The organism is Pseudomonas sp. Y5-11 (assembly GCF_022368695.1).
GTDB classification, from domain to species: Bacteria; Pseudomonadota; Gammaproteobacteria; order Pseudomonadales; family Pseudomonadaceae; genus Aquipseudomonas; species Aquipseudomonas parakoreensis.
This window is the reverse complement of sequence record NZ_CP058974.1, coordinates 4,141,792-4,162,400: the sequence shown is the minus strand read 5'-3', so window position 1 is coordinate 4,162,400 and position 20,609 is coordinate 4,141,792. Positions and strand designations below refer to the sequence as shown.

18 protein-coding genes are annotated in these 20,609 nt (G+C 60.5%); 4 read left to right on the top strand and 14 right to left on the bottom strand.

Annotated features, from left to right (window positions below; genetic code table 11):
- Positions 1–4 precede the first annotated feature (4 nt).
- From glgA to HXW87_RS18235, 6 genes are all read right to left on the bottom strand, one after another.
- Entirely contained in the window at positions 5–1,591 is a 1,587-nt protein-coding gene (gene glgA, locus HXW87_RS18260; RefSeq protein WP_239777218.1) for a glycogen synthase GlgA, read from the bottom strand.
- Positions 1,592–2,165: 574 nt separating this feature from the next.
- Positions 2,166–3,119 carry a D-2-hydroxyacid dehydrogenase family protein gene (locus tag HXW87_RS18255; RefSeq protein ID WP_239777217.1) on the bottom strand — a complete coding sequence of 318 codons (954 nt, stop codon included), beginning with the start codon at positions 3,117–3,119 and terminating at the stop codon, positions 2,166–2,168.
- 13 nt (positions 3,120–3,132) lie between these two features.
- Complete coding sequence (locus HXW87_RS18250; protein WP_239777215.1) at positions 3,133–4,182, bottom strand: alpha/beta hydrolase; 1,050 nt, start codon at positions 4,180–4,182, stop codon at positions 3,133–3,135.
- 86 nt (positions 4,183–4,268) lie between these two features.
- The gene (locus tag HXW87_RS18245; protein ID WP_047294201.1) at positions 4,269–4,703 is read right to left on the bottom strand and encodes a YqaA family protein; all 435 of its coding nucleotides are present in this window, start codon (positions 4,701–4,703) and stop codon (positions 4,269–4,271) included.
- Entirely contained in the window at positions 4,703–5,149 is a 447-nt protein-coding gene (locus tag HXW87_RS18240) for a DUF411 domain-containing protein (RefSeq protein ID WP_095135615.1), read from the bottom strand. Before HXW87_RS18240 ends, HXW87_RS18245 begins: the two co-directional genes overlap by 1 nt.
- Positions 5,150–5,313: 164 nt before the next feature.
- Positions 5,314–7,305: a methyl-accepting chemotaxis protein gene (locus tag HXW87_RS18235; protein ID WP_239777214.1), complete on the bottom strand. Its 1,992-nt coding sequence runs from the start codon at positions 7,303–7,305 to the stop codon at positions 5,314–5,316.
- A 380-nt stretch (positions 7,306–7,685) separates the two neighbouring features.
- Here HXW87_RS18235 and HXW87_RS18230 point away from each other — a divergent pair, with 380 nt between their 5' ends.
- Positions 7,686–8,213, top strand: coding sequence for a hypothetical protein (locus HXW87_RS18230; RefSeq protein WP_047294205.1), 528 nt, complete (start codon positions 7,686–7,688; stop codon positions 8,211–8,213).
- 42 nt (positions 8,214–8,255) lie between these two features.
- On the opposite strand, the gene HXW87_RS18225 is transcribed toward HXW87_RS18230, so the two are convergent.
- The 6 genes from HXW87_RS18225 to HXW87_RS18200 form a co-directional block, all read right to left on the bottom strand.
- Positions 8,256–9,179 (bottom strand): GNAT family N-acetyltransferase, encoded by a 924-nt coding sequence (locus HXW87_RS18225; protein ID WP_047294208.1) that lies wholly within the window; start codon positions 9,177–9,179, stop codon positions 8,256–8,258.
- Positions 9,179–10,468: a phenylacetate--CoA ligase family protein gene (locus HXW87_RS18220; protein WP_239777212.1), complete on the bottom strand. Its 1,290-nt coding sequence runs from the start codon at positions 10,466–10,468 to the stop codon at positions 9,179–9,181. The genes HXW87_RS18225 and HXW87_RS18220 overlap by 1 nt, the downstream gene beginning before the upstream one ends.
- A gap of 49 nt (positions 10,469–10,517) precedes the next feature.
- Positions 10,518–12,920 (bottom strand): aldehyde dehydrogenase family protein, encoded by a 2,403-nt coding sequence (locus tag HXW87_RS18215; RefSeq protein WP_239777210.1) that lies wholly within the window; start codon positions 12,918–12,920, stop codon positions 10,518–10,520.
- Position 12,921: 1 nt separating this feature from the next.
- Positions 12,922–14,052, bottom strand: a complete 1,131-nt coding sequence (locus HXW87_RS18210) for an acyl-protein synthase (protein ID WP_239777199.1) — start codon at positions 14,050–14,052, stop codon at positions 12,922–12,924.
- A complete protein-coding gene (locus HXW87_RS18205; protein WP_239777197.1) occupies positions 14,052–15,317 on the bottom strand; it encodes an MFS transporter in 1,266 nt (421 codons plus the stop codon). Before HXW87_RS18205 ends, HXW87_RS18210 begins: the two co-directional genes overlap by 1 nt.
- A gap of 250 nt (positions 15,318–15,567) precedes the next feature.
- Positions 15,568–15,705: a hypothetical protein gene (locus HXW87_RS18200; RefSeq protein ID WP_177327908.1), complete on the bottom strand. Its 138-nt coding sequence runs from the start codon at positions 15,703–15,705 to the stop codon at positions 15,568–15,570.
- A 157-nt stretch (positions 15,706–15,862) separates the two neighbouring features.
- Here HXW87_RS18200 and HXW87_RS18195 point away from each other — a divergent pair, with 157 nt between their 5' ends.
- Complete coding sequence (locus HXW87_RS18195; RefSeq protein WP_047294216.1) at positions 15,863–16,051, top strand: hypothetical protein; 189 nt, start codon at positions 15,863–15,865, stop codon at positions 16,049–16,051.
- 18 nt (positions 16,052–16,069) lie between these two features.
- Here the strand turns inward: HXW87_RS18195 and HXW87_RS18190 are convergent, their stop codons facing one another.
- Positions 16,070–16,447 (bottom strand): fe2+ zn2+ uptake regulation protein, encoded by a 378-nt coding sequence (locus HXW87_RS18190; RefSeq protein WP_047294218.1) that lies wholly within the window; start codon positions 16,445–16,447, stop codon positions 16,070–16,072.
- A 288-nt stretch (positions 16,448–16,735) separates the two neighbouring features.
- Here HXW87_RS18190 and HXW87_RS18185 point away from each other — a divergent pair, with 288 nt between their 5' ends.
- Positions 16,736–19,081: an acylase gene (locus tag HXW87_RS18185; RefSeq protein WP_239777195.1), complete on the top strand. Its 2,346-nt coding sequence runs from the start codon at positions 16,736–16,738 to the stop codon at positions 19,079–19,081.
- An 89-nt stretch (positions 19,082–19,170) separates the two neighbouring features.
- Here the strand turns inward: HXW87_RS18185 and HXW87_RS18180 are convergent, their stop codons facing one another.
- A complete protein-coding gene (locus tag HXW87_RS18180; protein ID WP_182401003.1) occupies positions 19,171–20,172 on the bottom strand; it encodes a FecR family protein in 1,002 nt (333 codons plus the stop codon).
- Positions 20,173–20,324: 152 nt separating this feature from the next.
- Here HXW87_RS18180 and HXW87_RS18175 point away from each other — a divergent pair, with 152 nt between their 5' ends.
- A complete protein-coding gene (locus HXW87_RS18175; protein WP_047294224.1) occupies positions 20,325–20,594 on the top strand; it encodes a PepSY domain-containing protein in 270 nt (89 codons plus the stop codon).
- The last annotated feature ends 15 nt before the right edge of the window (positions 20,595–20,609 follow it).

The following is a 20,609-nucleotide window of genomic DNA, read 5'->3' as shown; positions in this document are numbered from 1 at the left end:
TGGGTTATTTGTGGCCGGCTTTACCCAGCGCCTTGGCGACCAGTCGTTCGTAGAGTTCGGCGTAGGGTTCGACCGCTTTGCACCAGTTGAACGGCGCGGCCATGGCCCGGCAGCGCATCGCGTTGAGCAATTCGGGGAAGGCGAAGACCTTGAACGCACGGCTCAGGGCTTCGCGGTAGCTGTCGGCGGTGGATTCGTCGAAAAGGAAACCGGTGACGCCATTCTCGATGGTGTCGGCCAGCCCGCCGGTATTGCGCGCCACCGGCAATGAGCCGAAACGCTGGGCGTACATCTGACTGAGGCCGCAAGGCTCGTAACGCGACGGCATCAGCAGGAAATCGCTGCCGGCGAACATGCGGCGGGCGTCGGTTTCATTGAAGCCGATGCGCACGCCGATCTGCCCGGGGAAGCGCAGCGCCAGCTCACGCATGGCCTGTTCCTCTTCCGGCTCGCCACGGCCGATGATTGCGATCTGGCCGCCGTTCTGCACGATGTATTCGGAGACGGCTTGCGTCAGGTCCAGACCTTTCTGATAGACCAGTCGCGAAACCACGGCAAACAGCGGGCCGTTGGAGTCGCTCAAACCAAACAGTTCACGCACATGGGCGGCGTTGATCGCTTTGCCTTCCCAGTCGCCGATGGCGAACGGCGCGAACAGGTGCGGATCAGTCGCGGCGTCCCAGCTCTCGTCGATGCCGTTGGGAATGCCACTGAGCAAGCCTTGCTGGGTCTTGGCGGCGAGGAAACCGTCGAGACCGCAGCCGAAATCCGGGGTGGTGATCTCTTGCGCATAGGTCGCGCTGACCGTGGTGATGTGACTCGAATAGGCCATGCCAGCCTTGAGGAACGACATCTTGCCGTAGAACTCCATGCCTTCCTGTTGCAGGGCATGGGTCGGGATGCCGAGTTCCGGGCACGAGCCGAGGCTGGTCACGCCTTGATAGGCCAGGTTGTGAATGGTGAACAGGGTCGGCGTGCGCTGCCCGCGCCAGTGCATATAGGCAGGGGCCAGACCCGCCGGCCAGTCGTGGGCGTGCACCAGATCCGGGCACCAGTGAATCTGTGCGAGGTTGGCGGCGATGTCGGCAGCGGCCAGACCCAGGCGGGCGAAACGGATATGGTTGTCGGGCCAGTCGCGGCCATTGTTGGCGCCGTAGGGCGAGCCTTCACGTTCATACAGTTCAGGGCAGATCAGGACGTAGATCACCAGTCCGTCCGGCATGTCCATGCGCCCGATCTTGCACGGGGGCAGTGCGGCATGGCCGCCGAGTTCGCCGATGATATGAATCGGGTTCTCACTGTGCATCACCTGCGGGTAGCCGGGGATCAACACCCGCACATCGTGCAAGTGCGCCATGGCGCGGGGCAGGGCGGCGGAGACGTCACCCAGACCGCCGGTCTTCACCAGATCGGCTATTTCCGAGGTGACGAACAGCACTTTCTTCTTGTTCGGATTCTGGCTGGCGACCGGCGTCAGCGTTTTAGTGCCCGGGACGTTGATCGACCGGCTGCCGGGAAGACTCATGGTGCTCGATTCACCAACCGCCTGCTGAGCACGCTCTCCCTGAATATCCAATGCCGCACTGATCATATGAATCTCCCGTGTCGTTGATCTGATTCTTGTATCGAACAAGCTGTGGCCAAATCCTGTGGCCGGGCGCAAACGCGCCACGCATCGGTGAGCAAACGCTACCCAACACGCGCAAGCAGAATGGGTGAAAGGGCCGTTGCAAGGATTGCACCAGTCGCGTTGACCCTGCCTTTCAGATGACCCGCCGCCATCGGCAAAAGTTTCGACAATTTTTCGGCTTTGTGACTGACCGGTTTTAACCCGCGAAAATCAGTCTAGGCCAGATCCTAGAGCGGGCGAGAGCAAACGGGTAAATTGTTCGACAATCGGTTTGCAGGCAGCGAAAACTGTGGTGTTCAAGCCGGAACGCACCGACGAAGGGCAGGTTTTTTTGATGGGGAGGGCTAAAACGGTGACTGGCCGGTCACGATTTTGTGCTAGAGGAAAGGCAATGTGCACTGTTGTGGTGCGGTCAGATTTGTTGATCTGCTGAACACAGATGCACCTGTAGGAGCTGCCGAAGGCTGCGATCTTTTGATCTTGTTTTTAGAAAATCAAAATCAAAAGATCGCAGCCTTCGGCAGCTCCTACACGGTCAGTTGAGGATTCGGATTGGGTTGCCGGCCGCCCAACCCTGAATATCGTCGATCATTTGCGAAAAGAACTGTTGGTAGTTCTGTCGGCTGACATACCCCACATGCGGTGTGGCCAGCACATTGTCCAGTGTGCGAAACGGGTGCAGTTCAGGTAGCGGTTCCTGATCGAACACATCCAGCGCCGCTGCAGCGATCTTGCGTTTCTGCAAGGCCTTGATCAGCGCCGCTTCATCGACGATCGGCCCGCGGGCGGTGTTGACCAGCAGCGCGCCGGGTTTCATCCAGTCCAGCGCCTGTGCGTCGACCAGCCCACGGCTGCGCTCGCTCAATACCAGATGCACCGACAGCACATCGGCCTGCTCGAACAGTTGCTGTTTGCTGACCCGGGTCACGCCGACGGCTTCAGCGCGTTCGGCGGTGAGGTTCTCACTCCAGGCAATCACCCGCATGCCAAACACCTGACCGAATTGCGCGACCTTTTGACCGATGCTGCCCAGACCAAGAATGCCCAGGGTCTTACCGTGCAAATCACCGCCCAGCCCTTGCTGCCAGCCCCCGGCGCGCAGGGCATTGGCTTCGTTCAGCAGATTGCGCGTGGCGGCCATGATCAGCGCCCAGGTCAGCTCCGGCGCCGCGTGCTTGTAGCTGTCGGTGCCGCAGACCTTGATCCCGAGGTCGGCAGCCGCCTGCATGTCCAGCGCCGCGTTGCGCATGCCGCCGGTGACCAGCAGCTTGAGGTTGGGCAGGCGCTGCAGCAGGTCCTGGTCGAAACGCGTGCGCTCACGCATTACGCAGATCACCTGGTACTGGCCAAGACGTTCGGCCAGGGTGGCATTGTCCGCCGGGTAGTCGTGCACAAACGTCACTGCGCCGATGCTGTCGAGCACCGACCAGTCGACCACGTCCCGCGCCACGTCTTGCCAGTCATCGATTACTGCAATCTGCACCGCCATCAGCCTTACCTCATCAACGAACGGGATTGGGGTTGTTCAGCCAGCCGAGCAAGGCCTGGTGAAATTTCGCCGGTTCCTCCATCTGCGGCGCGTGGCCCATGCCGGGGAACTCCACCAGCGTCGACTTCGGAATCAGCTTGGCGACCTGCTTGCCGAGGACCTCATAGTGGCCGATTTTCGCCTTGACCTCGGGGGAGGCGAGATCCTTGCCGATGGCCGTGGTGTCGGACGTGCCGATCAGCAACAGGGTCGGCATTTTCAAGTCCTTGAACTCGTAGTACACCGGCTGGGTGAAGATCATGTCGTAGATCAGCGCCGAGTTCCATGCCACCTGGGTCTTGCCGGGCCCATTGCTCAGGCCGGCGAGCATGTCGACCCAGCGGTCGAATTCGGGTTTCCAGCGGCCGTCGTAATAGGTGTTGCGTTCGTAGTCGCGAATGCCTTGGGCGGTGACCTTGAGTTCGCGCTGGTACCACTGATCGACGGTGCGATAAGGCACGCCAAGGGCTTTCCAGTCCTCCAGACCGATCGGGTTGACCAGCGCCAGTTGTTCGACCTGTTCCGGGAACAATAGCGCGTAGCGGGTGGCGAGCATGCCGCCGGTGGAGTGGCCGAGCAGCGTGGCTTTCTGGATGCCGAGGGCCTTGAGCAGTTGTTGGGTGTTGGTCGCCAGTTGCTGGAAACTGTACTGATAGTGGTCGGGCTTGCTCGAGGTGCAGAAGCCGATCTGATCCGGCGCAACCACCCGGTAACCGGCTTCGCTCAAGGCCTTGATCGAGCTGTCCCAGGTGGCGGCGCAGAAATTCTTGCCGTGCATCAGCACCACGGTGCGGCCGTTGGCCTTGCCGTGGGCGGCGACGTCCATGTAACCCATCTGCAGGGATTTCCCCTGGGACTGAAAGGCAAAGTGCTTGAGTGTGTAGGGATACTGAAAACCCTGCAGCTCCGGACCATAGGTCGGGCCGTCGGCGGGGGCTGCTTCAGATGCGGCGGCATGGGCAAACAGCGGCAGCGCGGCGCTGAGGAACAGGCCGGGCAGCCAGCGGGAGAGCGTGACGGACATAGGGACAAACTCCATGAAAATCGGCCGATGCTGGAACGCCCGGATTAGGGCGACGTTAACCACAGGCAACGCTGCGTGCAGAATGTTCAACCGAGCCAGCCCAGGGTCAGCATCGCCACCACCGCGTAGCGCGCGCCCTTGGCCAGGGTGACGATCAATAGAAAGCGCCCGGGTGGCTCGCGCATGACGCCGGCGATCAGGGTCAGCGGGTCACCGATCACCGGCAGCCAACTGAGTAGCAGTGACCAGTGGCCGTACCGCTCGTAATGTTTACGCGCGGTGGCCATGTGTTTCGCGCTGACCGGAAACCAGCGTCGATCCTGAAACCGTTCGAGGCCACGCCCCAGCCACCAGTTGACCAGCGAACCGAGGACATTGCCCAGCGTCGCCACGCCTAACAGACCCCAGAGCCAGTAACGGTCGCTGGCGATCAGGCCGACCAGCAACGCTTCCGATTGCAGCGGCAGCAGCGTCGCAGCGCCGAACGCCGCCGCGAACAGCCCGAGGTAACCGGCAGCCATCAATGCGCCGGGTAGTCCGCCACTACCACATCCGTGCCGTCTTTCTTCAGGCCGATCACTTGATAGGCATCGCTCATGCCGTCCATTTCCATGCCCGGCGACCCCATGGGCATGCCCGGTGCGGCGATACCCAACAGATCGTCACGCTTGCTCAGGGCCAGTACTTGTTCAGCCGGCACGTGGCCTTCGACGAACTTGCCATTGATCAGCGCGGTATGGCACGAGCCCAGGCGCGGTGGTACGCCGTGTTGCTGCTTGAAGCTGCTCATGTCGCTTTCGACATGGTCTTCGACTTTGAAGCCGTTGGCTTCGAGGTGGCTGATCCATTTTTTGCAGCAGCCGCAATTGGCATCGCGATGGACTTCGATCGGAATCAGGTCGGCCGCCTGGGCCAGGGAGGAGAGGAGCAGGGCGCTGAGGGCGGCCAGTCGCAGGGAGGTTCGCATAATGGATTCTCGGCTCGGATGACGATCAAAAAGGAAAGCATTTTGACCGGATTATCCTGCCCGGCATCAACGGAGTGTTTCAAGTTGATACAAGACAGGCTGGCAGGATGATCATTGATCAAGCCTGACAGCCTGCTGAGAGGGAGATTACAAATCTGTCAGGCTCAACGAACCTTGAACCGCCCCATGATCGCGCTCACCCGGTTGTTGGCTTCCAGCAGTTGGTGGGTGTTGCGTTCGCTGGCCTGGCCGCTGTGCACCAGTTCTTCGACCATGTGCCGGATCTGCACCATGCTGCGGTTGATCTCTTCGGTGACTGCGCTCTGCTGTTCGGCAGCGGTGGCGATCTGCGTGCTGAGGCTGTTGATGTGACTGACCGAGCCGGCCATTTCATCCAGACCTGAGTTGACCCGCGCCGTGGCGTCGGCGGCAGACTGGCAACTGGCCTGGGTGTTTTCCATGGCGCTGACCGAGGAGCTCACGCCTTGGGTCAGGCGAGTCAGCATTTCGTTGATCTCCGAGGTGCTGGCCTGAGTGCGGGCGGCGAGGGCGCGGACTTCGTCGGCCACCACGGCAAAGCCGCGACCCTGTTCACCGGCCCGGGCGGCTTCGATGGCGGCGTTGAGCGCCAGCAGGTTGGTCTGGCCGGCGATGGCGCCGATCACTCCGAGAATCTCGGTGATGCGCTGCGCGTCCTGCTGCATGTTCTCGACTTTTTTGGTGGCGCTGGCCACTTCATCGATCAAGGCCACCACGCTGTTGGTGGCTTCACCGACGACCACCCGCGAACGGTCGGCGTTTTCGTTGGCGCGCTGGGTGAACGCTGCGGTTTCTGCGGCGTTCTGCGCGACGCTTTCGGCCGTCGAGCTCATCTCGGTGATGGCGGTAACGGTCTGATCGGTTTCCGATGCATGGCGCAGCAGAATCTGGCTGGTGTTGGCCGATGTGCGTTGCAGATCGTCGAGGCTTGAGGCCATGGCGCCGGTGGCCTGCGTCACTTCACCGATCATGTTCTGCAGGTAGGCAATAAAGGTATTGACCGAGTGGCCGATGGCGCCCAGTTCATCTTCGGCGCGGATGGTGATGCGCCGGGTCAGATCGGCATCGCCGCTGGACAACGAATCGATATTGGCCTTGAGCGCCTTCATTCGCGACACCAGTTGGCGGATCACATACACCTGCAACAGCACCAGCAGAATCACCAGCGGAATCTGCAGCAGGCTCAGGCTGCTGAGCACGTCGTCACGCTGGGCGGTGAGCATTTTCGTTGGCAGGGCGGTGGCGAGGAACCACGGCGTGCCTTCGATCGGGCGCATGAAGAACGTGCTGGCCTCGCCATTGTTGTCGAACTCGACACGTTGCGCCTGATCACGGTTTTGCAGGCCGGCCTTGACCTGAATGGCGAAGGTCGAACCGGCGGCCAGCTCGCTGATGTTCTTCAGCACGATCGGGCCGCTGATGCGCGAACTGTTGCTGATGATCTTGCCGTCGGCCTCGACGATCAGCATTTCGGCGTTGAGGTCTTTTTCCTTGCGCGCCACCAGATCATTGAAGAAGCCCAGCGTCACGTCGATGGTCGATACGCCCCAGGCTGCACCGTTTTTCTGGATCGCCATGGCGCAGTTGGTGCGCGGCTCGGCGCTCGCATCGTCTTTATAGGCGGCCGCCCAGGCGCACTGGCCGCGCGGGGTCTGCATGCCACCCTTGTACCAGCTCTGATCGTAGTAGTTCGGCGCCGCGTCGCTGTTCCAGAAGGTGTTCACCGCCAGTTTGCCCGAGGCATCGCGGTGCCAGAACGTGCTGAACTTGTTCCGCCCGGCCTCGCGCTGGCCCGGCAACGGCCAGATCCCGCCACCAAACACTTTCAGTTCGCCGTACTGATCCACCAGCCCCGGCAACACCGTGTCGATGGCCGCGCTGTCGAGCAGCGGAATGGTCTGGGTGATGCTGCGTTGCTGCGACTGAACCTTATTGAGTTCGCCCTGAATCTGCTCGGCGACTTCGGCGATGCGATTGAGCACCACCTGTTCTTCGGTATGTCGCAGCTTGGGTGCGACCAATTGGCTGATACCGACCACGGTCAGCACCGACAGCAGCAGGATGAACAGAACCAGAAATAACGTGTAGCGAGCCTGAATGGTGCGGAATGCGGGCATGGAGACCGGTCCTTGAGCTGCGATTCTTATTGTGGGGTCGAGGGAAAAACGGCGGGGTTACACCAGCGTATCGTCGGCGAGCGGGGAAGCTTTAGGTACTGTCGTGCAAGAAAGTTTCGGGCTGACAGAAGGGGCGTATCGATCCTGATACAAATGAATTGACCGCCTGTTTAACCGGTACGGAAAAAGCATCGCCAGCCATCGTCAAACTGCCATGAAGCCCAGTGATAGTGAGCTTGCGGTGATTTGTATCGAGAATGTACAGAAATTGTAAGCGACTGCACTAAAAGGGTTGGTGCCACTAGTTGGCCGGTAGATACTTCGCGTCATTCAAAGTGTCACCAAGGACATTTCATGGTTATTTCACAGGGAGTCTTCTCATGACGATCGGCATTGTCGGTGGTTGGGAAAGCAAGGCAGGGGTGCTGGTTCGCAATACGGGCGCGAAAAAGCAGGTGAGTCAGAGCGTCAAGGTGCAGCAGATGCTGACCATGGTCGGCAACGATCCGAACGCGCTGAACACCGCAGAAATGGACAAGCAGGGCCTGCGCAAGAACATCAAGGGCTTCGACCCGTCGAACACTTCCGTCAAACAACTGGGCAATCTGAGCGTTTTCCTGCGCAGCCGCGGGCTGATCTCCGAGATCACCTCGTTCACCTTGCTCAATGCCGGCGACAAGTTCGACCGGTTTGGCGTGACCAAAGACGTCGATGCCAAATTCAACGCACTGGAATATTTCGCGACCCAGCTCGACGCGATCCAGAGCAATGGCCTCAATGGCAACGCTTACGGCAAGAACCTGATCCCCGAATTCAAAAAGGCGATCTACGTGCTGCAGAATTTGAAAACCTACGGTGAAGGCAACGCGCCGAAACCTGTGGATCAAGGTGTCAAAGCCAAGGCCTGAATCTTGAAAACGGCCCGCCCATTTTGTGGGCGGGCCGTTTTTTCAGCCTCGGTACATTTGCCCGACCTGTCGGACCTGGTCCTGCAAGCGTTGCATGTGCGGACAGTGCAATGTCAGCGTTGACGGCTGGTAACCGCGATGAAACAGCCCAAGCCAGCCTTCGCTACGCTCATCGGGAACGATTCCGGTGAAAGCGAAACCCACATCGGCAAGTTGGCTCAGTGAGCCGGGAAATCCTTGGGCGAGCCTGAGTCTGAGCGAAACCAGCCATTGCACCGGCAGTCGCTCAAGTTGCCTGAGCAGGTTGTCATCGAGTTCCTTGAGCACAATGTCATAGCGCCCCGAGGCGTGTTCGACATGGACCTTCGGGCCGCTCCAGGGTGCCGCTTTGTCGGTGGTACCAAACGCCCCCTCCAGATGCGACATCAATTCGCCGCAATCCGTTGGCCAGGCCAGCGCGGGCAGCGGGCGTCGAAAACCCTCAATGTCGTAGTGGCCGACAACGATGCTCTCTCGGTCCTGTCCTTCGAAGGGCGAAGCGGCGTAATCCGGCAACAGACCGCAGCTGTGAAAGCCGAGACTGGCGGCCATACGCTGAGTGTATGGATGGTGCGTAACCTGCTTGATGGTGACGCCCCGGCAATCCAGGGCCTGGGCATGAATCAGCAATTGCCGGCCCAACCGTGTGGCGATGTTCTGCCCGCGGGTATCCGGATGTACCACCGTCAGTGCCAGTTCTGCCAGTGAGGATCTGCCTGACCGGCGAAACAGGGTGGCATGCCCGCGAATCTGCCCGTTTACCTCCGCCACCAGCGAGTGCCAGCGCCCGTCACTGTGGTTCTGATTGATCATGCACGGCAGATACACATGCGGTTGAGGATAACGAGTGCCGTAAATGGCTTCGAACAGGCCACTGACTGCCGGTGCGTCGGTGATGCGATAACGCCGCAGGAGGGTCTTGGCCATCAGGCCTGCTGCTCGCACGGAGTCTGATAGTCGCGCCGGTCCACGACCCGCTGATGCTTGCCGGAACGTGGGTGACACGTCAGTTCATCGCTGGCGCAGGCGATCACATGCAGATCGAGCAATTGCTCGCCGTGTAGCTTCTCGATCCACGGATATTGCTCGATCAATGTGCTGCGCAGGTTTGCGCTGGTCTGGGCGATATCAGTCATGTGCCTGTCGGGTACCCATCTGAGACTCAGCAGGTCTTTTTTTCCCTGTTGCTCGATGACCAATTGCCAGTCGGCGCGGTTACCGAGGCTTTGCACCAGATCGCCAATGTCACGGATGTCCAGACTCAAAACGCCCACCCGTACGCGCTGGCTGCTCATGCTGCGTCCCATCAGCGCGAATTTGCGCATGGGCGTGCCGGGCGGTTCACGCCAGCACGCCAGATCGCCGACGGGATAGCGGAGGACGGGCATCAGGCGACGGGTCAGATTGGTTATGACCAGTTTGCCGTTACGGTCGCATTCTTCGATGACAGTACCGCTCACCTCATCGATGATCTCCAGCACGCTGTGGCGCTCCAGCATCCGGTGTTCGCCCAGAGCGCAATCGCGGGTGCTGACGCCGATCAATCCGGCATCGACGCTGGCGTAACCGATGGAGGCGATACGCGCATTCGGAAGCACCCGACGCAGCATTTGCAACTGTGCTTCGAACAGGCTCTCGCCACCGTAGAGCAGGGTCTCGACACCCACCAGAACCTGCGACCGGCGCTCGAGCCAGGCGGCAAATTTCAACAGTTGCGCCGGCACGCCAGCCAGCACGTTGATCCGGTTCGCCACGATCGACTTGGCCAGTACAGCGCTATCGACGGCCCCGGTGAATGGAAACTCGCTGACGGGTGTCTCGACATGTGCCAGGGCATCGTGGACGAAAATGAAGCTGGCATACAGGTCACCGACGAAGAACAGATTGGCGACCCGGTCGCCGGGGTTCAGTTGTGCCGTGAGGTGGCTACCGAAATCACGCGTCAGGGTTTGCCATTCGCCGCGCGTGAACAGCGACAGTTTGCCTGAACCGGTGGTCCCCCCGGTCTGGAACACCAGCGCATCCACGGTCGGGCCGGTCAACGCCGACCACTGCTGCAGGGACTGGCTGCCGTGCCAGTACTGCCCGGTATCGACCAGGGGCAGCTCGTTCAAACCGTTGATGGGGGCTGGGACGTTCTTGAAGTGATCACGGTAATAAGGTGAACGTCGGCGGGCAAAATCGAGCAAGGCATTCAAATCTGTGGTGGTGTTCATGGTGGTTTCGTATGGAAAGGAGCGGTGGGGCGCCAGCAGGCGCCCGTCTTCAGCGGCGTGAATCAATCACGGACGGTGTCTTGCCGCTGTGTCTGTTTCGGGCAAATTGCGCAACGGCACATTGCTCGACGTCTACGGTGAGCAGTCCGGTCTGCACCAGCGTGCTCAGCGTCTGATAGCCCTGCAGCTGAAGATGGGCCTGAGCCGGCTCCAGTGGGCTGCGCAGTCGCATGCGTTCCCGGCCGTCAGGGCCGTGGTCGAGGATCAGTTGAAACGGCGCTTGCAGGTGCTGCTCCAGCGTTGCCAGCGAGATGAAGTCAGTGGCGATGCGCAGCAATTTGCCGTGCCGTTGCAGCAGCTCGAAGCGCGGTGAGGTCAGACCGCAGGGACATGGGCCGGATAGCCAGCGTCCGCTGTCACCGATGTCATAGCGCTGCACGGACTGGCCCTGACGCGCCCGGGAGGTCACCAGCAGACGCCCCGACTCACCGTGATCGACCGGCGCGTCCTGATCGAAATGGACGATTTCCAGGTGCTGAATGTCGCTCATCAGGTGGAACACACCGTCTGCCGTGAACTGGCAGGCATGGCCGAGCGGGCCGGCATCGACACTGCCGTAAATCGCCGACCGGATCAGCCTGACTCCGCAGCGTTGCAACAACTCGCGGGTGGGCGCGCTCACGTGCTCGCCACCGAGAAAAACCTTGTCGATGGCGCCGTAGCGCTGCAGCGTCTGCTGTTCATTGAGAAACAACCGGTGCACGGTGCTGGGCATGCCGATCAGCACCGTGATCCGTTGTTCCACGATCAGTTGCGCGATCTCCCGGTAATCGTCATCCGCTGGAGCGCCCATGGGCCAGTGTCGGGCCTCCAGTTGTTCCAGCGCCTTGGCAAAACTTGAAAACCCGCCGTACAGTCCGCCGCTGAAGAACAGGTTCATGACATTGTCTTGCGCCGGATCCAGGCCGGCAGCGAGCAGGCCGTCGGCGGTGGCACGCATCTGAAGCTGGAAATCGTGGTAACTGAAAGCGGAAAGTGTCGGCGTACCGCTGCTGCCGCCGGACCGAAAGTACAGTTGCGCCTTGGCGTTCGCTGGCTGACTTGCAAATGTCGCCTTATCCATGATCGACACCCCCGATAGCGCTGGCGCAATCGGCTGGCGGTCAAGCGTGGCACACCCCGCCAGCGCGTCCGGCGGCAGGCTGACCGACACGCGACGGCTCAGGCGCTGCAAGGCGTAGACACCGTCATGGGGTTCGCCGTCGTAGCCGTCGTGGATGGCTTCAATCGGGGCGATGCGGGTCACACCGGCGGCGATCAGCATCTGCGCCAGTTCGGCGATTTGCGCCTCGGGACACAGCAAGGCACAGCTTTGCAGTACGTTGCGCCACGGCAACAACGTAGCGCCCAGCAGTTCGCGAGGCAGGGGTTTGAGCAGCAGGCTGCGAAACAGCGCAGAAGGTTCGAGCTGACGGTCATGGCTCCAGATCACCCGCCAGTGCGGCGTACTCCAGACCCGGCCGGTCTGCCCGACAAAACTTTGCCCCAGCCGCGCCATCGCCGTACTGGTGGTGATTTGTGAGGCTTCTTCGAGCGTCGGGGTGAGCGCCGGCCAGTGCCCGCTGCGACGCTCGAACGCGGCAGCCAGTTGCGCCCCGATATCGTTCAATACGCTCACATCGTCGCTGTCTACCAGCAACCATTGCGGGCTGGAGCAGGCTTGCTGATCGAGGCGGCAGACTTCATCGACAATGGCATCGAGGACGGCGGGTGATGCCGCATCCGGGGTCAGGTAGGCGAAGCTGATGCGGTGACCCCAGTCGATCCAGCGACAGCCTGGCGGGATCTGCAGGCGGATGGCTTGCAGCGCGGTTTCGCCGCCCCAGGCGGAGACACCGTTGGCGTGTCTGCACAGCTGACCGATTTGTCCGGTCGTTGTCGGCAACACCGCGACGTAACCAGCGAGTTGCCCGCTCGGGTCACATTCCAGCAACTTCTGGAGCAGGCGCGCAGTGAGTCCGCCGTCGCTGCTGCTGGGCCGCAGCCAGTTGACGTTGCCGCTCAACAGACCCTCCAGCACTGCGCAGAACGCCAGCAACGGCGCGTTGGCCGGCGTGATGTGAACCACCAGTCCCAGAGGGCTCCAGCGCTCGAAACGCGACTGCCGATAGTCGATGCGGCGCAGGGAATCGGGTTGCAGGCCCAGCTCATGATCCAGCTTGGCCTGCAGCGTCGCTGGCTGGCAAAAGTCGATCAGGGTTTGGCGCTGGCCGGTGTCGAGTGACAGCGCCAGAGATTGATGTTGCAGGCGTTCGGCGAACGCCTGCGCAGCGGTCAGTAAAGTGGAGGTCTCAAGGGGCGTCTGCAGCCGGTTTGGCAGCAGCGGGTAAAGTTGTTGCAACGCACTGTCGAGATCGCAATCGCAGCGCAGTTTTCCGTTGATCAAGTACATATCAGTGTTTCCCCAGGAATTCTGAAGCGGCCATGGCGCAGCTCCGCGCGGCCGCCGTGCCGGCACGGCCATGCAACTGGAACCAGTCGCTCGCCAGACCGCAGCCGCAACTTGCAGCGGGATACAGCGTGGCGAGGTCACTCATGACCACCGCGTGGGCGGGACTTGACGAGATGTAAGGCGAGACCAGGCTGAGCAGGCCGCACTGCCCATAGGGCAGGACCGAAAAGTCCACGGGGCTGCGCACGTACACTTTCGAATAGACCGGCACATGAAAATGGTGGTGGGCGCACTCGATATAAGGCACCGCGTGCTCGACGGCGCCGTAGCCATCGCGACAGTCGTTGGCATCAATGCCCAATTGTTGCTGGATCCGCGCGTACAGCTGTTGCTTGGGGACTTCTTCGGTGGCACGGGTTTTCCAGCCGCCACCAAAGAACGCCAACGATCCGGCCGGCAGTTGCAGATCCGTCGCGCCGGTGGCGCGCATGCGTTGCAGGGTTTCCCAGAGAAAGGCCGGGAAACCGAAGATGCGCACCGGCAAACCTTCTTCAGCAAAGGCTTGCAGGGCTGTTATCACGCCGAACAGATCGAAGCGATGGCCGTCACCGTCGGCCCGTAGTGCATACACCACCCGATTGACCGGGGCAAAGCCACACAGAAACTGATCGGTGAACGATGTGCCCAAGGTGATTCGCGCCTGGGGTTCGTAGCTCAGCAACAGGTAATTGCAGGGCGTATGCGGTGTAATCCAGCCGTACTGCGCGAAGATCCGCTCGACCATGTACTGCGCCGCACCCAGGCTGCGCGCGTCATAACGCATGCGGCTTTTTTGCCCGCTGGTGCCGGAGGACGTCAGTTCCAGCGCGTCCTCGCCCGTGGAGCTGAGCAGCAAATGCTGTTTGAAGAAATTGGCGAAAATCGGTGGCAGCTGCGACCAGTCCTCCAGGGTTTCGAGGTCTTTGGCTGCAATGCCATTGGCGTTTAGCCAATGCTCATAACCTGGGGTGTGTGCGATGTGAAACCCCGTGATTTCGAGCATGGCCCGATCAAACAGACCGGGCGCCAACGAGTCCGCACAGTAGGCGGCCGGGGATGCGCAGAGTGCGTCACTGTGAGGGAAAAGGTGCATTAGCGGGCCTCCTCAGGTGTAGCCGGGGCAAGGTCGGGTTGCTTTGACAAGTGCACAAAGCGCTGGATCAGCGGCAGGCACAGCAAACCAGCGAGTGCCGCGCACAGGGCGAAACCCTCGAGACTGTCGGCACCGCCAACAGCGGCTATCAGCGAACCGCCCGTGCCCATTACGACAATCGAGAGCATGCCGATGGTCGCGGAAACCAGGCCCTTGCTGTCATCGCTGGCGAAGAGTGCCAACCGGTACAGCGCTGCATTGCTCATGCCCAGGCCAATGGCATACAGCGACAGGCTGGCAATCAACAGCGGCAGCGCTGTGCTGAACAGGGCTGTGCCGATCAATCCGGTCAGGCCCAGGCACAGTGGCCATAGCGCAATGCGAATGACCCGGGTCAACGAGTGGCTGGCGAGCAAACGATCGAGGATCAGATTGCCGACAATCACGGCGCCAAAGATCGGGATCTGCCACAGCCCGTATTCGCGCGAGGACAGGCCCAGCAACTGCATCAGCAGCAGCGGCGACAGCCCGATCCAGGCAATCAGCGGCAGGCTCATCAAGCCCAGTGCGAGGCTGGCGTACAGGAAGTGGCGGTTGCCGAGCAGGGTCAGATAGCGATGTCCAACCTGCCGCGCGTTGAACGCCACGGGTGCCTGTTGTTGGCCGTCGTTGCGCATGACGTCGATGGTTTCGGGCATGCAGACATACAGGCCCAGCCAGGCAACGGCCGCCGCCAGGCCCAGGCCGAGAAACAGCGTCCGCCAGCTCAGCCATTCGAGCAGCAGGCTGCCAAGCAATGGCCCGAGCAGCGGCGACAGCAAGGCCACATTGCCCAGCAGTGCCATCAAGCGCACGGCATCCGCTTCACGGAAAACTTCTTGCAGGGCCGGATAACTGACGGCCACAACGAAGCCCAGGCCCATCCCCTGCATCAGCCGCAGCAGGTTGAACGCTTCAATGCTGCTGGTGCCAAAGGTCGCGGCACAGGCCACGCCGAACAACAGGCACCCGCTCAACAGCAGCCGCCGCCGGCCAAAACGGTCGGAGAGTGGACCTATCAGCCATTGCAGACAGACACCACCGATCAGGTACAGATTGAATGCGTAGGGAACATGCCGCGCGTCTGCTTCTAATTCCAGGGTAACGGCCAGCATTGCCGGCATGATCAGGTCGCTGGCCATGTAGGTCAGCAGTTCAAACAGGGAGACGGCCAGACAGAAGCCGATGGCCTGTCCGGGGCTGATACCGATAAGTGTTCGTTGCATGCGCGGATGAGCTCGTCTGGTTGGGCTTCAGGGGCGCAGAGAGTAGAGCGGAGGGGAGGTGGATTTACACCAGACGGGTGTGACCAGAAATATCAAAAATGCGCAAATCGTTGCAGCTCGAAGAGTCCTACAAAAGCTTGATCAACGTCTTACACGAGCAGGTCAGATTAGAGACAGAAAGCGCCTGCTATTCAGCAGGCGCGGTTGTTCCGGGGACACAGTTTTTAACGTTTATGCGGGGAGTCATCGCCTATCGATGTTGGTAATAACCGGGACCTTCCTGGTACCGATGGTGGTCGTCATGCCAGCCGCCGTGGGGGAAAATGATGCAGCCGCTCAAGGTCAGTACGGCAAGGACGGGAATCAGCCAGGTGATTCGACGGAACATTTCAAAAATCCTCATGGTTACGCCGTCATGAAGCCAAAACTCTTCATCGGCTGTAACATGAGACCGCGTTTATCAAAGCCCATCCCCGCAACACGGTATGTGCATGGCATGCAACCGGATACAAACCGGATACATTTGAAAGGTTCAGGAACACGCAATGACCCAGAAGCAACGTTTGAAATATTCGATACTGATCGCGCTGTCGGTGCTGGCGATCATGCTCGGCCTGTCGTGGCTGCAAAATGCCGGGATGATCAGCGAGAAGACGTTCCAGTACATCGCCATCGGTGTGGCGGTGGTCGTGGTGGTGATCAACGGGGTGATGCGCCGCAAGGTCAGACCCTGACGGCGATCGCGGGACGCTTCAATCGTGATTGAGCACGGCAGCAGCCTGTGGATGCAGGCTGTAACTCTTGTCCGGGTTGAAGGTGACAACCCCTTCGGCACACAGACGCTTCAACACTTCGCGCACGCTGAGAAAGGACAACGGAATATCCAGGTCCAGCAACTGGCTGTGCACACCGCGCACGCCCAGGCGTCGATCGTTTTGCGCGGCGACCAACAGCGCGTCGATGACCTTCAGGCGAATCAGGCTGGTGCGCAGGCCGAAGCTTTTGAGCAACAGGCGAATGCGCTCATTGCCCTGGCGTTCGGGGCTGGGTGCGAAACTGCTCGCGCGGGGACTCATGGAAGCTCCTTGTGACGCCTGGCTACCGTCCGTTGGTAGTTGCGAGTTGTACATGGGTTACTCCTTTGCAGAGCCTGTTCAGGAAACGTTTTGGCTGCTCTCAGTAAACAAGACGTTTCAGCACGACAAATCATGAAAGGAAATATGTAGAAATTTTGTCGGTTATTCGTTGTTTTCCCGTCATCGGCGGTTTGTCCCTTGGGCAAACGGGCTAAATATTTTTTTGCTGCATTCGTTTCCTGAACAGCCACCTTGCGCCCAGGCGCAGGCGTCAACTTCAGACCGAGTTCGAAGCTTGCGCAACGCACGCGCCGAACCGTGTCCTATCGATCAGGAGCGAGTGTGATTATTTCCAGGCAGTTAACCGGGCTGGCCCTCGCCAGCGCGTTTCTCGGGCTCAGTCTGTCGGCCCATGCATTCAGTCCCGCCACGCCAGCCAGTGCCGATATCCGCCGCACCGCGTTTGGCGTACCGCACATCCGCGCCGAGAACGAGCGCGGGCTGGGTTTCGGCATCGGTTACGCCTACGCGCAGGACAACCTGTGCTTGCTGGCCAACGAGATTGTCACGGTCAACGGTCAGCGCTCGCGCTATTTCGGGCCGGAGCAGTTCACTGTCGAACAACGCGAGAATCGCGTCAGCGACCTGTTCTTCACTTGGCTCAACACCCCCGAAGCGGTGAAAGCCTTCTGGGGCGCGCAACCGGCGCAGGTGCGCGATCTGGTTGCAGGTTACGCCGCCGGCTACAACCGCTATCTGGCCGAACGCCGTGAGCAAGGTCTGCCGCAACAGTGCCAGGGCGAGTGGGTGCGCGATATCGCTGCCGAAGATCTGGTGAAGCTTACTCGGCGCTTGTTGGTCGAGGGCGGTGTCGGGCAGTTCGCCGAAGCCCTGGCGGGCGCGACCCCGCCGCAGGCCACGGCGCAGCTCGACAGCAGTGCCAAGGCCTATCAGTTGGCGGACGCGCGCCTGCAGCGCTTCGCTCTGGATCGCGGCAGCAACGCCGTGGCGGTCGGCAGTGAACGCTCATTCAACGGACGCGGCATGTTGCTGGCCAACCCGCATTTTCCTTGGGTCGGCGGCATGCGCTTTTACCAGATGCACCTGACCATCCCCGGCAAACTGGACGTCATGGGCGCCGCCTTGCCGGGGCTGCCGATGATCAACATCGGTTTCAACCAGCATCTGGCCTGGACCCACACGGTCGATTCATCGAAACACTTCACCCTGTATCGCCTGCAACTCGACCCGAAAGATCCGACCCGCTACCTGCTCGACGGTAAGTCGCTGCCGCTGGACAAGCAGACCGTCACCGTGCAGGTCAAACAGGCGGATGGCCAAGTGGTGCCGGTTTCGCGCGATGTCTACAGCTCGCAGTTCGGCCCGATTGTTCAGTGGCCGGGCAAACTCGACTGGGATCATCAGTACGCTTACAGCCTGCGCGACGCCAATCTGGACAATGATCGCGTGCTGACGCAGTGGTACGCGATGAACCAGGCATCAAGCCTCAAAGCCCTGCAGGATTCGGTGCACAAGATCCAGGGCATCCCGTGGGTCAACACGCTGGCCGTGGATGACAAGGGGCAAACGCTGTACATGAACCTGTCGGTGGTGCCGAACGTCAGCGCCGACAAACTGGCCAAGTGCAGCGACCCGCGCATCGGTTTGCAGATGATCGTGCTCGACGGTTCCAACAGCGCTTGCGCCTGGGATATCGATCCGCAAGCGGCGCAGAAGGGCATCTATGCCGCCAGCCAGCTGCCGCAACTGTTGCGCAAGGACTTCGTCCAGCACTCCAACGATTCCGCGTGGCTGGCCAACCCGGCACAACCGCTGACGGGGTTCTCGCCACTGATCAGTCAGGATGGCCAACCACTGGGCCTGCGATCGCGATTTGCGCTGGAGCGTCTGAGTGCGCTGGGCAAAAAGGGGCCGCTGGCGGTCAAGGATCTGCAGCAGATGGTAATGGACGACAACGTCTATCTGGCAACCCAGGTGCTGCCCGATCTGTTGAAGTTCTGCGCTGCGGATCTGGGGGCAGACGCGGCGGCGTTGAAGCCGGTTTGTGTCAGCCTCAAGGGCTGGGATGGCCGGGCGAATCTGGATTCGGGCATCGGTCTGGTGCATTTCCAGAACATCATGCAGGCGCTGCAAGCGTCGCCGGATATCTGGCGGGTGCCGTTCGATCCAAAAGACCCGCAACATACGCCACGCGGGTTGGCGATCGAGCAACCGACCGTGAGCAAGGCCCTGCGTGAAGCGCTGCTGGCGTCGGCCGCCACCGCGCAGAAAATGGGGCTCAAACCTGAAACCCGCTGGGGCGATATTCAAGTGGTGAGCAACGGCGCTCAACAAACTGCGATCCACGGCGGGCCCGGGACGCTGGGAATCTACAACGCGATCCAGAGTGTGCCGCGTGAAGACGGCAAACTCGAAGTGATCAGCGGTACCAGCTATCTGCAAGTGGTGAGCTTTGATGACAAAGGCCCGCATGCTCAAGGGCTGCTGGCGTTCTCGCTGTCGAGCGACCCCGAGTCGAAATATTCCCGGGATCAGACCGAGGCGTTTTCGAAAAAACAGTGGAGCGTCTTGCCATTCACTGAACAGCAGATCGCTGCCGACCCGCAGTATCAATTGCAGACCGTTCGCGATGTGGCGGGCAAGAGCGCTGAGGTGGTTGCGCAGTAAGTCAGTCTGAACAAAAAAGCCGCTGCTCCCTGAATGGGGACAGCGGCTTTTTATTGCTCCGGGTTCACCCTGGCAGGTGGTGTCCGGTTTCAGGTTTTCGGCGGCTGCCGCGGCATCGAATTGATCACCGGATCACCCTCGGTGTTACGGGTCAGGTAGACCGGCAACACCTTGGGCAGGGTGTTGACGAGGCCGCCGAGTTCTTTGACGTTGTAGACACCGCCGACACGGATGGCGCCGGTACTGGCGTCAGCCAGTTTCAACGGTTTGCTCAGGTAGCGATTGATCAGCGGCAAAGCCTCATTCAGTGCCAGGTTGTCGAGCACCAGTTTGCCATTGCGCCAGGCCAGAGCGTTGTCGTTGGCGTAGGTCTGACTGATCTGTGGCATGTAGTCGCCATGCCGGTACTGCGCCTGCATGGCGGGCCCCAGGCGCAGACCGTCGCCGGGCAGTGCGGCGTTGCTGGTTACCAGCACCGAGCCTTCGATCAGATTAATCCGTACCTGATCTTCGTAGAGCCAGACATTGAAACGGGTACCCGTCACGCGGATCTTGCCTTCGCCGGCCCTGACCACGAACGGGTGGGAGAGGTCGTGACTGACTTCGAAAAACGCCTCGCCTTTTTTCAGGGTGACTCGGCGTTGGTCCTTGTAATTGCTGAAAGTCAGCTCGGTGTTGAGGTTGAGTTCGACTTGACTGCCATCGTTCAAGGTAACTTGACGGACATTGTCGGTGGCTTCGAAGTGCTGATAGCTGTCGGGCAACCAGCCCAGATTCCAGCCACTGTACGCCGCCAGTGGCAAGGCCAGTGCGCAGACGCTCGCCGCCATTGCATAGCGACGCCAGGCGGGAACCGGTTTATTCAGCGGTACATCCGGCAGCGCCTGCGGACGGGGCAAGTGCTCGGCAACGTCCCAGATTTCCAGCATGGCGTCATATTCGAACGCATGCAGCGGATGCGCATCGCGCCATTGCTCGAAAGCCAGACGCTCTTCGGCGGAGCAGTCTGCGGCGTGCAGACGCATGCACCAGTGCGCGGCGGCATCGGTGATTGCATCGTATTCGGCTTCCGAGAGGGATTCTTGGGTCATTGACTCGTCCTGATTTGCTGCATTCTAACCTTGCGGGTCGGGTGCCGAGAACATCCGTCATGGCAATTGCCCATCAAAGTGGAACTTATTTTTCCGTGTGGCGCCCAAAAACAGGACGTTAGACGAACATCATCCACAAATGGAGTGAAAAAATGATCAAAAAAACCTTGGCCGCTGCAATCGCCACCGCCGCCTTGTTCAGTGCCGGTGCTGCCATGGCTGACCGTCCCGGTGCGGGCTGGGTCACCATCGAGAAGGCTATCGAGATCGTGAAAACCAAGGCCGGTTACGTCGAAATCTATGAAATCGAGGCCGACAATGACGGCTACTGGAAAGGTGAGGGACGCAAGGCCGATGGTTCGGTGTATGAATTCCGCATCGATGGTGCCTCGGGCAATGTCCTGCGTGACCAGAAAGACTGATTTCAACCAGCGATA